The following is a 12,705-nucleotide window of genomic DNA, read 5'->3' as shown; positions in this document are numbered from 1 at the left end:
CGTTCAACGGGGCCGCGCCGCCCCCGGATGCCCGTCGATGACAGACCCGGTCCTGATCCTGTGCATGAAGTGGGGCACGCTCTACGGCGCCCGCGACGTGAACAACCTTGCGCGCGGCGTGCGCCGGCACCTCGCGCGCCCGCATCGCTTCATCTGCTTCACCGACGATCCGTCCGGCCTGCATCCGGGGATCGAGGCGCTGCCGCTGCCCGACCTCGGCCTGCCGCCGGGCAGTGGCGACACCCGCTGGCAGAAGCTCGCGCTGTTCCGGCGCGACCTCGGCGGGCTTGAAGGGACGGCGCTGTTCCTGGACCTCGACCTCGTGATCGTCGGGCCGCTCGACCCGTTCTTCCACCAGCCGGGCGACGTCTGCATCATCCGCGACGACGACCTGTTCCGGCCCAAGCGGCTCAGGCGCATCCGGCGCAGGCGCGACCGCTTTCTCCGCATGGTCGGCAATACCTCGGTCTTCCGCTTCCGCCTCGGCAGCCACCCGGAGGTGCTGGAGACCTACCTGGAAGACCCGGCAGCCGCCGCCGCGTCCTACGAGCACGAACAGCAGATGGTCAGCGACATCCTGGACAGGCAGGGCGCGCTGACCTACTGGCCGCGCGGCTGGTGCGTCAGCTTCAAGAACCATTGCGTCGGCCGCGGGATCGGCAGCTACCTGAGGAATCCGCGCTGTCCGAAGGGCGCGCGCATCGTCCTGTTCGCGGGCAGTCCCAAGATGGCCGACGTGCTGGCGGGCAAGGGCGGGCGCTGGTACCGCCGGATCGGGAACGTGGACTGGCTGCGCCGCGCGTGGGAAGGCGAGGGGCGCCGCAGGCGATGACGCTGCACATCGTGACCGGTGCGGACGACAACTATGCCCCCGGCGTTCTGGTGCTGATCGCGTCGGCCGCGTGGCACAACCCGGGCGCGCGCTTCACCGTGCTGGACATGGGGATCTCGGACGCGAACCGGGGCAGGATCGACGCGCTGGGGGCCGCGCTCGGCCTGCGGGTTGCGCGCATCGTCATCGACGAGACCCGGCTCGCCGCCCTGCCGGTCGTGCGCGCGCACCTGACCCGCAGCACCTTCCTGCGCCTTCTGATCCCCGACCTGATGCCGGCCGAGCATCGCGTCGTCTACATGGACTGCGACATGGCCGTGACCGGGTCGCTGCAGCCGCTGGCGGCGCTCGACCTGGGCAACCACCCGGTCGCCGCCGTGCCGGACCCCAGCCCCGACGCGCGCGAACTGGCCGCCACCGGCACGGGGTTGGGGGGCTACGTCAACGCGGGGCTCCTGGTCATGAACCTGCCCGTCTGGCGGCGCGAGGGCGTGGCCGGGCAGTGCATCGCGCTGCTGTCCGATCCCGCGCGCCCGCTACGGGCCGAGGACCAGTCCGCCGTGAACATCGCCTGCCGCGACCGCATCCTGCCCCTTCCGGCAGAGTTCAACGTCTTCACCGACCCCGCCGCGTGGACGCCTGCGTCCCTGCCGCAGCGGATGGTGGTCGCGCACTACGTCGTCAACCAGAAGCCCTGGCGGGCGCGCGCGAAGATGGGCGGGATCTGGCAGTTCCACGCGGACCGCATCGCGGCCTTCATGCCGCCGCTGCCGCCGGTGTCGCTGAAAAGCCGCCTGTCGGCCCTGAACCGCGATCGACGCATCGCGATGGGTCTGCTGACGGGAAGAAGAAAATACCGCGACCGGCTGGCGGTCGCGGCATTGATGGAACGCAGGTTCGTGCGGCCCTACCTGGCCGGGCAGCGCGCCCGCGCGGTCAGTGGACGCTGACCGGCTCCAGCTCGTTCTGGCGGGCCAGCACGAAGGCGAGGTTGCGATCGCGGACCAGCGCCAGCCGTTCGCCATCGACGCCGTGGACGGCGTAGAGCGAATCGAGGTCGGGCACCTGCTGGCGCACTTCGTCAGGCAGTTCGGTCAGGTCGACCCGGCGGACATAGACGATGTTGCCCTCGGCCATCGCCGGAAAATCATGCTTCATGTTCATTTCGATCCCCTTTCACTGGCGGCTGATCGGTATGGTCTTGACGATGGTGTCCGGCCTGAGCCGGCGCAGGTCGATATGAAGGAGCCCGTTCTCCAACGCGGCAGCCTCGACCTCGATCCCTTCCGCCAGCACGAAGCTGCGCTGGAAGGCGCGCGAGGCGATGCCGCGATGCAGGTAGATCCGCTCATCGGACGTCTCGACCTGGCGGCCGCGGATCACCAGCTGGCGGTCCTCGACGGTGATCGACAGGTCCGCCTCGGCGAAGCCCGCGACGGCGAGCGTGATTCGGAACCCGTCCGGGGCGACATGCTCGATGTTGTAGGGCGGGTACCCCTCGGCTCCCTTCGAGGCACGCTCGGCCAGCCGTTCCAGCTGGTCGAACCCCAGCAGATAGGGGTGAGCCCCAAGACCCGTTTTCGACATCGGACAAGCCCTCGCACAGCGACTTCATCGCGACGGGCCCCTGATGCGGCGACCCGGCTCGACCGATATGGGATCGGCGACCGCGGATCGCAAGAAGCGCAAGATTTGCTTCACGAAATCGGGCGCGGGCATGTAGGATGGGGCACGCCCGGCCTTCATCGACCAGCCCAGCAGGAACAGCGGATCGCCCCATGAACGCGCATTACGAGATGTCGCACGACGAGATCGCCCGCACCCGGCTGAACGGACTGAAGCGTCAGCACCGCGAACTCGACGAGGCGATCGGGCAGCTGGCTTCTGACGGGGTGGTGTGCCCGATGACGCTGGGCCGGATGAAGAAGCGCAAGCTGGCGCTGAAGGACCAGATCGCGCGGCTGGAAGACGAGCTGACGCCGGACATCATCGCCTGAACGGCGCCTCGCGCGACGTGGCCGGGCCGGATTGCGCGCGGCGGAAGGCGCGCTAATATGCCGCCCTTGCAGCCGGAAAGGGCAGGACATGACGGCACCCGTCGGGATCATCATGGGCAGCCAGTCCGACTGGCCCACCATGCGCGAGGCGGCGCAGATCCTCGATGAGCTGGGCATCGCCTACGAGACCCGGATCGTCAGCGCCCACCGTACCCCCGACCGGCTGTGGAGCTACGGGGTCGAGGCCGCGGGCCGGGGACTTCAGGTCATCATCGCCGGGGCGGGCGGGGCCGCGCACCTGCCGGGCATGATGGCGTCCAAGACGCGGGTCCCGGTGATCGGGGTGCCGGTCCAGACCCGGGCGCTGTCCGGGGTGGATTCGCTTTATTCGATCGTGCAGATGCCCAGGGGCTATCCGGTCGCCACGATGGCGATCGGGGCGGCGGGCGCGGCCAATGCCGGGCTGATGGCGGCGGGGATCCTCGCGCTTTCGGACCCCGCGCTGGCGCGGCGGCTGGACGACTGGCGCGCGGCGCTGTCCGCCTCCATCCCCGAGGAGCCGTCGGATGACTGAGCCGCTCGCGCCCGGCGCCGTCATCGGCATCCTCGGCGGCGGCCAGCTGGGCCGGATGCTGTCGGTCGCGGCGAGCCGGCTCGGCTATCGCTGCCATGTCTACGAGCCGGGGCCCGCGCCCGCAGGCGACGTGGCCGCGCGCGTGACGACCGCCACCTACGACGACGAGGCGGCGATCCGCGGCTTCGCCCGTTCGGTCGATGTCGTCACATACGAGTTCGAGAACGTGCCCGCAGCCGCGCTGGACCTGATCGAGTCGATCGTCCCGATCCGTCCCGGCAGGCGCGCGCTGGCCGTGAGCCAGGACCGCGTGGACGAAAAGGATTTCCTCACCGGCCTTGGCCTGACCACCGCGCGCTATGCCGCGGTGGATTCCGCCGACGACCTCGCCGCCGCCATGGCGGGGCAGGGGCGCGCGATCCTCAAGACGCGGCGGCTGGGCTACGACGGCAAGGGGCAGGTCCGGCTTGCCGCCGGGGACGACCTCGCCGCCGCCTGGGCGCAGGTGAACGCGCCCTCGGTGCTGGAAGGCTTCGTCGATTTCAGCGCCGAGATCAGCGTCATCGTCGCGCGCGGGCTGGACGGGTCGGTCGCGGCCTTCGATCCCGGCCTCAACGTCCACGAGGGCGGCATCCTGCGCCGCACGACCGTCCCCTGCGGCCTGCCCGCGCGGCTGGTGCCGGATGCGGTGCTGATCGCCTCGCGCATCGTTTCGGCGCTGGACTATGTCGGGGTGATGGGGGTGGAGCTGTTCGTGACGCCTGCGGGTCTCGTCGTGAACGAGATCGCGCCGCGCGTCCACAATTCCGGCCACTGGACGCAGGCCGGATGCGCGGTGGACCAGTTCGAGCAGCACATCCGCGCGGTCGCGGGGCTGCCTTTGGGCGACGGCCGGCGCCACGCCGACGTGGTCATGGAAAACCTGATCGGCGACGACATGGACCGCCTGCAGGACCTGCTGCGCGCGCCCGACACGCAGGTGCATCTCTACGGCAAGGCCGAGGTGAAGCCGGGCCGCAAGATGGGCCACGTCAACCGGATCCTGCGGAACGGCTGATCGGCCGGCGGCGTCGGCGGCCACGCTCGCGGCGACGTTCCGCGAAGTTTGCCGTGCCGGGCGTGATGCTGCCCGGCGCAACCCGTCTGCGTCGGTGCCCGGGGCAACGCCACGCCTCAGCCCGGCGGCAGCGTTTCGGACAGGTAGCGCATCATGTTGCCGCCCATGACCTTGGCGATCCGCTCCTCGGGCATGCCTTCGTCGACCAGCGCCTGCGTCAGCGCGGGCAGCCCCGCCGCGTCGAAGGTGGTCGGCACCGAGCCGTCCCAGTCGGACCCGAGCGCGACGGCATCCTCGCCCAGCAACTCGACCGCGGCGACGATCGACCGCGCGATCCCGGCGGGCGAGTCGTCGCAGGTCGCTTCCTCCCAGAAGCCGATGCCGACGATGCCGCCCTTCGCCGCGACCTGCCGCATCAGGTCGTCGGGAAGGTTGCGGTGGTTGTCGCAGACGCTGCGGATGCCGGTGTGGCTGACGATGGGCCGCGTGCCGGGCATCGCCAGCACGTCGCGCACCATCTGCGGCGAGGCGTGGGCGAGGTCGATGATGATCCGGCGGTCCACCATCTCGCGCACCAGCGCGCGGCCGAAATCGGTGAGCCCCGCGTTGCTTTCGCCATGCAGCGACCCCCCCGCCTCGTTGTCGAAGAAGTGGGTGAGGCCGATCAGCCGGAAGCCCGCGCCCTCCATCACCGTGAGGTTGGCAAGGTCGCCTTCCAGCGGGTGCGCGCCCTCCATCCCAAGCACCGCGCCGATGACGCGGCTGCCGCCGGCGCGTTCCGCGAGGAGCGTTTCAAGATCGGCGCGGCTGTGGATCAGCCGCAGCTTGTCAGGATACTCTTCGGCCATGCGGTTCAGCCGGTGGGCCTGGTCCAGCGCGCGTTCCTTCAGGCTGAACCACGACTGGACCGGGCGCAACTGCCCGATCACCAGCGGCGTGATGTTGTCCGAGGTCCGGGCGCTGTTCGTGTCGTAGTTCTGCCCCGACGGGCTTTTCGTCACCGTCGTGAAGACCTGCACCGCGATGTTGCCTTGGTCGAGCCGCGGCAGGTCCACATGGCCTTCGGACCGCTCGCGGGTCAGGTCGCGGTCCCACAGCAGCGGGTCGGCGTGCAGGTCGCCGATGACGAGCCGCCGGTGCAGCGCGCGGGCTTCTTCCGACACCGGCCATTCCCGGCTGCGATCCACCGGGTTCAGGGTGTCGGCGATGTATCCGGGCCCGAACGCCAGCACCATCCCGCCCGCGAGGACGACGAGCAGCAGAAGCCAGAGGATGATCCGTCGCAGCCGCCTCATAGCGCAAGCCTCATGATGCGCTGGGGCCCGCGCGCGCCGCCAAGGAAATCCTCGCCGTCGTCGCGGAAGCCCGCGGCGAGATAGACCGCCCGCGCGCCGGGATTGAGGTGGTTGACCGTCAGCACGACCTCGCGCGCGCGGGGAAAGCGTGCGCGGACGTAGCCCCCGAGCATTCCCATCGCCTTGCGGCCGATGCCGGTCCCCTGCGAGCCTGCATCGACCAGCACGCCGCGCAGGCCGATGCTGAAGGCGCGCGCGAAGTCGTGGCGTTCGTGATAGAGCGGGTCGAGCTTGAAGCAGCCCACGATCTCGTCCCCGCGCCGGATCTCGTGGAACGAGATGCCCGCCGCGTCGTCGCGGATCATCTCGGCCCCATCGGCGGCGTACTGGCCCGGAAGCTGGCGCAGATGCGCCAGCCGGTCCAGCCGCGCGGGCGGGCAGGGCGCAAGCGTTATCGCCGCAGTGGCCGTGCCGCCCGGGGGCCGGGTGAAGGCGATCACGCCTCCAGCGCCTCGAGTTCGTCGATGAAGCCCTCGATCATCGACAGGCCCTTGTTCCAGAACGCCGGGTCGGCCGCGTTCAGTCCGAAGGGCGCGAGGAGTTCGGAATGGTGCTTCGACCCGCCCGCGCGGAGCATGTCGAAATACTTGTCCTGGAAGCCCTGCGGCTGGTCCTCGTAGGCGGCGTAGAGCGCGTTCACCAGCCCGTCGCCGAATGCATAGGCGTAGACGTAGAAGGGCGAATGGACGAAGTGCGGGACGTAGGTCCAGAACGTCTCGTAGCCCGGCATGAACTCGAACACGTCGCCCAAACTTTCGATCTGGACCTCCATCCAGATCGCGTTGATGTCGTCGGGGGTCAGCTCGCCCTCGGCGCGGGCGGCGTGCAGGCGGCATTCGAAGTCGTAGAACGCGATCTGGCGCACGACGGTGTTGATCATGTCCTCGACCTTGCCCGCGAGCAGCGCCTTGCGCTGGGCGGGGTCGGTGGTCCTGGCCAGAAGCGCGCGGAAGGTCAGCATCTCGCCGAACACGCTTGCGGTCTCCGCCAGGGTCAGCGGGGTCGAGGACAGCAGTTCCCCCTGTTCCGCCGCAAGCCGCTGGTGGACGCCGTGGCCCAGTTCGTGCGCCAGCGTCATCACGTCGCGCGGCTTGCCGAGGTAGTTCAGCATGACATAGGGGTGCGCGGTCGTCACGGTCGGGTGCGCGAAGGCGCCCGGCGCCTTGCCGGGCTTCACGCCCGCGTCAATCCAGCCCTTGTCGAAGAACGGCTCGGCGAGCTGGGCGAGCTGCGGGTCGAACCCGGCATAGGCGTCAAGCACCGTCGCCCGCGCCTCGTCCCAGCCGATCATGCGCGGCGTTTCCGTCGGCAGCGGCGCGTTGCGGTCCCAGACCTGCAGCTTGCCCAGCCCGAGCCAGCGCGCCTTCAGGCGGTAGTAGCGGTGCGAGAGCCGCGGATAGGCCGCGACGACCGCGTCGCGCAGCGCCTGCACGACTTCGGGTTCGACGTGGTTCGACAGGTGCCGCGCCGTCTGCGGCGTCGGCATCTTGCGCCACTTGTCCTCGACCGCCTTTTCCTTGGCGAGCGTGTTGTGGACGCGGGCGAACAGCTTCACGTTCTCGCCAAACACCTTCGCCAGCGCCCGCGCCCCCGCCTCGCGCCGGGCCCGGTCGTGGTCGGTCAGCAGATTCAGCGTGGCCTCCAGCCCCAGCGTCTCGCCGTCCACCTCGAACGTCAGGCCAGCCGTGGTCTCGTCGAACAGCCGGTTCCACGCCGCCGCGCCGACGACCGAGTTGTCGTGGAGGAACCGTTCCAGCTCGTCCGACAGCTGGTAGGGGCGCATCGCGCGCATCCGGTCGAACACCGGCTTGTAGCGGGCGGGACCGTCCGGCGCGGTGAAGACGCGCGCGTAGGTCTCGTCGGGGATGCGGTTGAACTCGAGGCTGAAGAACACGAGCGGCGTGGTGAAGTCGGTGATCTTCGACTGCAGGTCGCCAAGCGCCTTGGCGCGGCCCGCGTCCATCGTGTCCTGGTAGTAGCGCAGCCCCGCGTAGGACATGAGCCGGCCGGAGGTCAGGTCGATCCGCTCGTAGCGCTCGATGCACTCCAGCATCCCGGCGGGCGACAGCTCGGCCAGCTTGCCTTCGTAGTCGGCGGCGAAGCGGGCGCAGGCGGTTTCCACCTCGGCCAGGTCGCGGGCGATCTCGGGGGCGTCGGGGGCGGGATAGAGGTCCGTCAGGTCCCAGTCCGGCAGCTTGCCCAGGGTCGCATCGGTGGCGCCGACGTTCTCGGCGTCGCGGACGGGAAGGCGGGTCATCGGCTGCTCCTGGTCTTTGGGATCTTGCGGGCAACACTTGGACCTTTGCAGGACCGGGTTCAAGCGCGGCGGCCCGGACCGGCGGGAACGGCGTTCCCGAAGCCCGGCGTGACGTGGACGATCTTCCCGTCGTCCGGCGCATCGGCACCACCCGTCGTCGCGACCGATTGCGCGGCACAAAGGCGCCGCCTAGCCTTCCGGCCAGCGCCACTGAAAGGGTTCCCCATGACAGACACGACCACGCCCGACCGCCGCCAGGGCTTCGACACGCTCGCCGTCCATGCGGGCGCCGCGCCCGACCCGGCCACCGGCGCGCGGCAGGTGCCGATCTACCAGACCACCGCCTACCAGTTCCGCGACGCCGACCACGCGGCGCGCCTGTTCAACCTGCAGGAAGTCGGTTTCATCTATTCGCGGCTGACGAACCCGACCGTCGCGGCGCTGCAGGACCGGATCACGGCGCTGGAAGGCGGCGCGGGGGCGGTCTGCTGCTCGTCGGGGCACGCCGCCCAGATCCTTGCGCTGCTGCCGCTGATGGGGCCGGGGCTGAACATCGTGGCCTCGACCCGGCTCTATGGCGGCACGGTCACGCAGTTCGGCCAGACGATCCGCCGCTTCGGCTGGTCCGCCACCTTCGTCGATCTCGACGACGAGGCCGCGGTGCGCGCCGCGATCGACGAGAACACGCGGGCGATCTTCGTCGAGTCGATCTCCAACCCCGGCGGCTATGTCACCGACATCCCGGCCATCGCGAGGATCGCGGACGAGGCGGGCATCCCGCTGATCGTCGACAACACGCTGGCGAGCCCCTATCTGTGCCGGCCGATCGAGCATGGCGCGACGCTGGTCGTCCACAGCCTGACGAAATACCTGACCGGGAACGGCACCGTCACCGGCGGCGTCGTCGTGGACAGCGGACGGTTCGACTGGTCGGCGTCGGACAGGTTCCCCTCGCTGTCACAGCCCGAGGCCGCCTATCACGGGCTGAAGTTCCACGAGACGTTCGGCCCCGCCGCCTTCACCTTCCACGGCATCGCCATCGGCCTGCGCGACCTGGGCATGACCCTGAACCCGCAGGCCGCCCACTACACGCTGATGGGGATCGAGACGCTCGCCCTGCGGATGCCCCGCCATGTCGAGAACGCGGTGAAGGCGGCCGAATACCTCGCCGGGCACGACCGGGTCGCGGCGGTGAGCTATGCGGGGCTTGCCGACAGCCCGTGGCGCGAGCGGGTGGAGCGGCTTTATCCCAAGGGGGCGGGGGCGCTGTTCACGGTGCAGCTGAAGGGCGGCTACGGCGCCTGCGTCCGCTTCATCGGCGCGCTGAAGCTGTTCAGCCACGTCGCGAACCTGGGAGATGCGCGGTCGCTCGCGATCCATTCGGCGTCCACCACGCACCGGCAGCTGACCGGGGAACAGCAGGTCGCGGCGGGCGCGGGCCCGGACCTCGTCCGCCTGTCGATCGGGATCGAGGATCCCGCCGACATCATCGCCGACCTGCAGCAGGCGCTCGCCGCCGCTGGCTGACGCGATGGCACGGCGTGGAAAGGGGCGCCGCTGCGGCGCCCCCTTGTCGTTCGCGCCGACGGTTCAGTTGGTCGCGGGGGTGGCTGGGCCGCCTGCCGGTGCCGGACCGTCGGCCGGCATCGGCGCGGCGGGCGGGACGGGCGGCTCGGGTTCCGGCGCCGGGCCGGGCGGCACGGGCTGGGGCGGGGCGGGTTGAGGCGGGGCGGGCGGGGACGCGGCAGGCGGAGACGGGGGCGCCATCCCGCAACTGCCCTGCATCGCGCCTTCGCCCGTCAGTTCGAAGGTCGCGCCCACGTTCGCGGTGAAGCTCAGCTCTCCCGCTTGGATGGGCGTGCCGGCGGCGGCGCTCTCCTGCGCGGCCATGCGGTACATCGGCGCCGGCGGGCTGACGTAGCCGCCGTTGTTCAGGCTGACGAGGCCACCCAGTTCCAGCCCCGCGGCTTCGGCCAGGATCCCGGCGGTGTGGCGCGCGTTCTCGACCGCCTTGCGCAGCGCCTCGTCCTCGGTCGCCTGTGAATCGTCGCGGCCGAAGCTGATCCCCTGCACCTCGTTGGCGCCCGCCGCGACCAGCCGGTCGAGCACGCCGCCAAGGCCGCCGAGGTCGCGCACCGTGATGGTGACGATGTTCTGCGCCTGGTAGCCGGTGATGACGGGTGGCTGCCCCTCGCGGGAATAGTCCTGCAGCGGCGACAGGTTCAGCCCCGAGGTCTGGATGTCGCGCGGCTCGACCCCCTGCGCCCGCAGCGCGTCGATCACGGCCTGCTGGCGGGCGGCGTTGTCGGTCATCGCGGCCTGCGCGGTCGGCGCCTGCACCGTCACGCCCACGCTGACCGTCGCCATGTCGGGCTGGACATGCGCCTCACCCGTGCCCTGCGTGGTCAGCGTGGCGGTCGGACCGCAGGCGGGCGCGGCCAGGGCCGTCGCGGGGATCATCGCGGAAAGCGCAATGGTGGGCAGAAGCCCCGCGGCTGGAATGGCGGTGCGGAACCGCAAGACGCGTTTCGCGGCGGACGCTTCGATCGACATGGATGACCCCTCGAATGGCTGATTGGACGGCGCAGCGTCGCATGAACCGGCAACGCGGAAAAAAACGTTCGGGTGTCCTCACGATATGGTGTTTCGCTTTTCACGAAACCCGTTCTGCGGTACGTGTTGAGAGAGCAGCAAACGGATCGCACCGCGGACCAACGACGGGCGGCCAAGAACGAAAAGACCGGCCATGACCACGCAAGCAGCGTCTCAGTTCGCCCTGTCCTTCAGCAATGACGCCGTGCATCTTCTGGAACGCACGGCTCCGCCCGAAAGCGCGGCTCCGTGGCGGGAAAGGGGACGGGCGCTGTTCGACGCGCACGACTTCCGCGTGCAGATCGGCGTGCTGCGCGACGCCACCCGGCAGGCGAACGGCAACTCGGCCCCCGTGGCGCTGGTGATCCCCGACGACCAGATCCTGTACACCTCGGTCGAGGCGGCCGGCGTGCGCGACGGGACAAGGGTCGGCGAGGCGCTGGACGGGCTGACGCCCTATGCCGTGGACGAACTCGCCTGGGACTGGCGCGCGGACGGGGCCGACGCGGTGCGCGTCGCCGCCGTGGCTCGGCAGACCCTTCGCGAGGCAGAGGATTTCGCCCGCCGCTACGGCTTCGCGCCCGGCGGCTTCGTGGCCAACCCGCCGGCAGGCGTCTATCCGGGCGCGCCGCGCTTCTCGATGTCGTCGGAGGATGTGAAGTCGCCGCTGAGCGACGACGACACGCTGCCGGGCGACGAGCTTGCTGCCGGCGGTGATGCCGCTGGCGATGCTGCGGACAAGCAGGGTGACGACGCGGCCGTTGGCGCACGGGCCGACGGCGCGAACGTTGAAGGCGCGGACGGCGCCAAGGCTCAGGACGCCGGAGAAGAGGACAGCGAGGCGAAGGGCGACGCGAAAGACGCCGCCGCCGAGCCGGTGGCTGAGGAGAGTGGGGCGGTCGCGGCTGCGGCGGTGCCGGGCGATGAACCGGCCGGGCAGACGGCTGCGCCGGTTGAGCCCGCCCCCGAGGCGGGCGCCGAGCCTGTGGTCGAACCCGTCGCCAAGCCCTTCGCCAGGCCCGTGGCGGACGTGCTTGCCCCCGCAGCGTCCGGTCCGGTCGCGGCCACGGTCGGCCTCGCTCAGCCAGATATGGGCGGGGCGCATGTGACCTCGCGCCACCCGGACGGAACCGACAAGATCGAACGCGCCGACGCGCCCGCCCAGGACCCGGCGCCTGAGAGCGTTCCTGCGGCGACCCCCGGTCCGAAGGCTGAGGCGGCACCTGCAGTCGTGACGACCCCACCGGCCCCGGCGGCCCCCGCGGCCCAGTCCCTGAACGAGCGCGCGCAGGCCGTGCTGGACCGGGCCGAGCGTGCGCGCGCCCTTCGCGCCGAGGGCGACCTGGTGGCGGCTCCGCGCAAGCCCGGACAGCGCGGCGGCGTCGGCAGCCTGCTGCTGATGCTGGGGGCGCTGATCGTGGCCCTTGCGCTGATCTGGGGCTTCACGAGCGGCGGCCAGCGGCCCGAGTCCGTCGCGCCGGTGCAGGTCGCCTCGCCCGACGTCGAACCGACCGCCGCGCCGGTCGAGGACGAGCCGGCGGTCGCCGAACCGGCGTCCAGCACGGCAATCGCGACGGCGCCCACGACGGCACCTGCCACGGCGCCCACCGCGGCGCCTGCTACGGCGATCACCGCTCCGGTCGAGACGCCCGTCACCCCGCCTGCCGCCGCGCCCGCATCTGCGCCGGTGATTGCCGAGGCAGCCGCACCGCAAACGCCGGCGCCGCAGCCGGCGGTTACCGCTCCTGCTCCCGCCCCCGTGTCGACGGCGCCCGCGACCGCAAGTACGACCGCACCCGCCGCGTCGGGGGCTCCGGCGCCTGCCGCCACCACGACCGCGGCCCCGGCGGAACCCGCGCCTGCGCCGGCTGCGGCACCCGCGCAACCGGCCTCCGCGCCGACTGACGCGCCGGTGGCTGCCGATCCCCCCGCGGCGTCCGCCGGCCCTGCACCGGCCGAAGCCGACCCACCGGCCGCAGCCACGGCCACGGACGTCGACACTGCCGGCATCGAGGCCGCAGTGGCCGAGGCGAACGGCACG

General features: G+C 71.1%; 12 protein-coding genes and 1 pseudogene. 7 read left to right on the top strand and 6 right to left on the bottom strand.

Annotation, left to right across the window (positions count from 1 at the left end; genetic code table 11):
- Positions 1-37 precede the first annotated feature (37 nt).
- Both ELI80_RS06750 and ELI80_RS06745 read left to right on the top strand, forming a co-directional pair.
- Positions 38-832, top strand: coding sequence for a hypothetical protein (locus ELI80_RS06750; RefSeq protein WP_136650359.1), 795 nt, complete (start codon positions 38-40; stop codon positions 830-832).
- A complete protein-coding gene (locus tag ELI80_RS06745) occupies positions 829-1,782 on the top strand; it encodes a glycosyltransferase family 8 protein (RefSeq protein ID WP_136650358.1) in 954 nt (317 codons plus the stop codon). Before ELI80_RS06750 ends, ELI80_RS06745 begins: the two co-directional genes overlap by 4 nt.
- On the opposite strand, the gene ELI80_RS06740 is transcribed toward ELI80_RS06745, so the two are convergent.
- Both ELI80_RS06740 and ELI80_RS06735 read right to left on the bottom strand, forming a co-directional pair.
- Entirely contained in the window at positions 1,769-1,996 is a 228-nt protein-coding gene (locus ELI80_RS06740; protein ID WP_136650357.1) for a DUF1150 family protein, read from the bottom strand. The two genes, ELI80_RS06745 and ELI80_RS06740, sit on opposite strands and share 14 nt — an antisense overlap.
- A 12-nt stretch (positions 1,997-2,008) precedes the next feature.
- Positions 2,009-2,419: an Hsp20 family protein gene (locus ELI80_RS06735; RefSeq protein ID WP_136650356.1), complete on the bottom strand. Its 411-nt coding sequence runs from the start codon at positions 2,417-2,419 to the stop codon at positions 2,009-2,011.
- Positions 2,420-2,610: 191 nt separating this feature from the next.
- Here ELI80_RS06735 and ELI80_RS06730 point away from each other — a divergent pair, with 191 nt between their 5' ends.
- The 3 genes from ELI80_RS06730 to ELI80_RS06720 all read left to right on the top strand — a co-directional run bounded on the left by ELI80_RS06730 (position 2,611) and on the right by ELI80_RS06720 (position 4,460).
- Positions 2,611-2,829 carry a YdcH family protein gene (locus ELI80_RS06730; protein WP_136650355.1) on the top strand — a complete coding sequence of 73 codons (219 nt, stop codon included), beginning with the start codon at positions 2,611-2,613 and terminating at the stop codon, positions 2,827-2,829.
- Positions 2,830-2,917: 88 nt separating this feature from the next.
- Positions 2,918-3,403 (top strand): 5-(carboxyamino)imidazole ribonucleotide mutase, encoded by a 486-nt coding sequence (gene purE, locus ELI80_RS06725; protein WP_136650354.1) that lies wholly within the window; start codon positions 2,918-2,920, stop codon positions 3,401-3,403.
- Positions 3,396-4,460: a 5-(carboxyamino)imidazole ribonucleotide synthase gene (locus tag ELI80_RS06720; RefSeq protein ID WP_136650353.1), complete on the top strand. Its 1,065-nt coding sequence runs from the start codon at positions 3,396-3,398 to the stop codon at positions 4,458-4,460. The genes purE and ELI80_RS06720 overlap by 8 nt, the downstream gene beginning before the upstream one ends.
- A 116-nt stretch (positions 4,461-4,576) precedes the next feature.
- Here ELI80_RS06720 and ELI80_RS06715 read toward each other — a convergent pair whose 3' ends face one another.
- The 3 genes from ELI80_RS06715 to ELI80_RS06705 are packed head-to-tail and all read right to left on the bottom strand — an operon-like array spanning position 4,577 to position 8,072.
- Positions 4,577-5,755, bottom strand: coding sequence for a dipeptidase (locus tag ELI80_RS06715; RefSeq protein ID WP_136650352.1), 1,179 nt, complete (start codon positions 5,753-5,755; stop codon positions 4,577-4,579).
- Positions 5,752-6,255, bottom strand: coding sequence for a GNAT family N-acetyltransferase (locus tag ELI80_RS06710; RefSeq protein ID WP_136650351.1), 504 nt, complete (start codon positions 6,253-6,255; stop codon positions 5,752-5,754). Before ELI80_RS06710 ends, ELI80_RS06715 begins: the two co-directional genes overlap by 4 nt.
- A complete protein-coding gene (locus tag ELI80_RS06705; protein ID WP_136650350.1) occupies positions 6,252-8,072 on the bottom strand; it encodes a M3 family oligoendopeptidase in 1,821 nt (606 codons plus the stop codon). The genes ELI80_RS06710 and ELI80_RS06705 overlap by 4 nt, the downstream gene beginning before the upstream one ends.
- Positions 8,073-8,297: 225 nt before the next feature.
- Here ELI80_RS06705 and ELI80_RS06700 point away from each other — a divergent pair, with 225 nt between their 5' ends.
- Positions 8,298-9,599: an O-acetylhomoserine aminocarboxypropyltransferase/cysteine synthase family protein gene (locus tag ELI80_RS06700; RefSeq protein ID WP_136650349.1), complete on the top strand. Its 1,302-nt coding sequence runs from the start codon at positions 8,298-8,300 to the stop codon at positions 9,597-9,599.
- A 63-nt stretch (positions 9,600-9,662) separates the two neighbouring features.
- On the opposite strand, the gene ELI80_RS06690 is transcribed toward ELI80_RS06700, so the two are convergent.
- Positions 9,663-10,625, bottom strand: a complete 963-nt coding sequence (locus ELI80_RS06690) for an SIMPL domain-containing protein (RefSeq protein WP_201740576.1) — start codon at positions 10,623-10,625, stop codon at positions 9,663-9,665.
- A gap of 193 nt (positions 10,626-10,818) precedes the next feature.
- On the opposite strand from ELI80_RS06690, the pseudogene ELI80_RS06685 reads away from it, so the two are divergent.
- Positions 10,819-12,705 (top strand): annotated as a pseudogene (locus ELI80_RS06685) (hypothetical protein); the annotation flags it as partial.

The sequence above is a fragment of the Paracoccus aeridis genome (assembly GCF_004923205.2).
Classification (GTDB): Bacteria; Pseudomonadota; Alphaproteobacteria; order Rhodobacterales; family Rhodobacteraceae; genus Paracoccus; species Paracoccus aeridis.
The sequence above is the reverse complement of the archived record's forward strand: the minus strand, read 5'-3'. Positions and strand labels throughout refer to the sequence as shown.

Coding starts and splice junctions, on each gene's coding strand:
- ELI80_RS06750 (WP_136650359.1), top strand. CDS start 38: ATGACAGACCCGGTCCTGATCCTGTGCATGAAGTGGGGCACGCTCTAC.
- ELI80_RS06745 (WP_136650358.1), top strand. CDS start 829: ATGACGCTGCACATCGTGACCGGTGCGGACGACAACTATGCCCCCGGC.
- ELI80_RS06740 (WP_136650357.1), bottom strand. CDS start 1,996: ATGAACATGAAGCATGATTTTCCGGCGATGGCCGAGGGCAACATCGTC.
- ELI80_RS06735 (WP_136650356.1), bottom strand. CDS start 2,419: ATGTCGAAAACGGGTCTTGGGGCTCACCCCTATCTGCTGGGGTTCGAC.
- ELI80_RS06730 (WP_136650355.1), top strand. CDS start 2,611: ATGAACGCGCATTACGAGATGTCGCACGACGAGATCGCCCGCACCCGG.
- purE (WP_136650354.1), top strand. CDS start 2,918: ATGACGGCACCCGTCGGGATCATCATGGGCAGCCAGTCCGACTGGCCC.
- ELI80_RS06720 (WP_136650353.1), top strand. CDS start 3,396: ATGACTGAGCCGCTCGCGCCCGGCGCCGTCATCGGCATCCTCGGCGGC.
- ELI80_RS06715 (WP_136650352.1), bottom strand. CDS start 5,755: ATGAGGCGGCTGCGACGGATCATCCTCTGGCTTCTGCTGCTCGTCGTC.
- ELI80_RS06705 (WP_136650350.1), bottom strand. CDS start 8,072: ATGACCCGCCTTCCCGTCCGCGACGCCGAGAACGTCGGCGCCACCGAT.
- ELI80_RS06700 (WP_136650349.1), top strand. CDS start 8,298: ATGACAGACACGACCACGCCCGACCGCCGCCAGGGCTTCGACACGCTC.
- ELI80_RS06690 (WP_201740576.1), bottom strand. CDS start 10,625: ATGTCGATCGAAGCGTCCGCCGCGAAACGCGTCTTGCGGTTCCGCACC.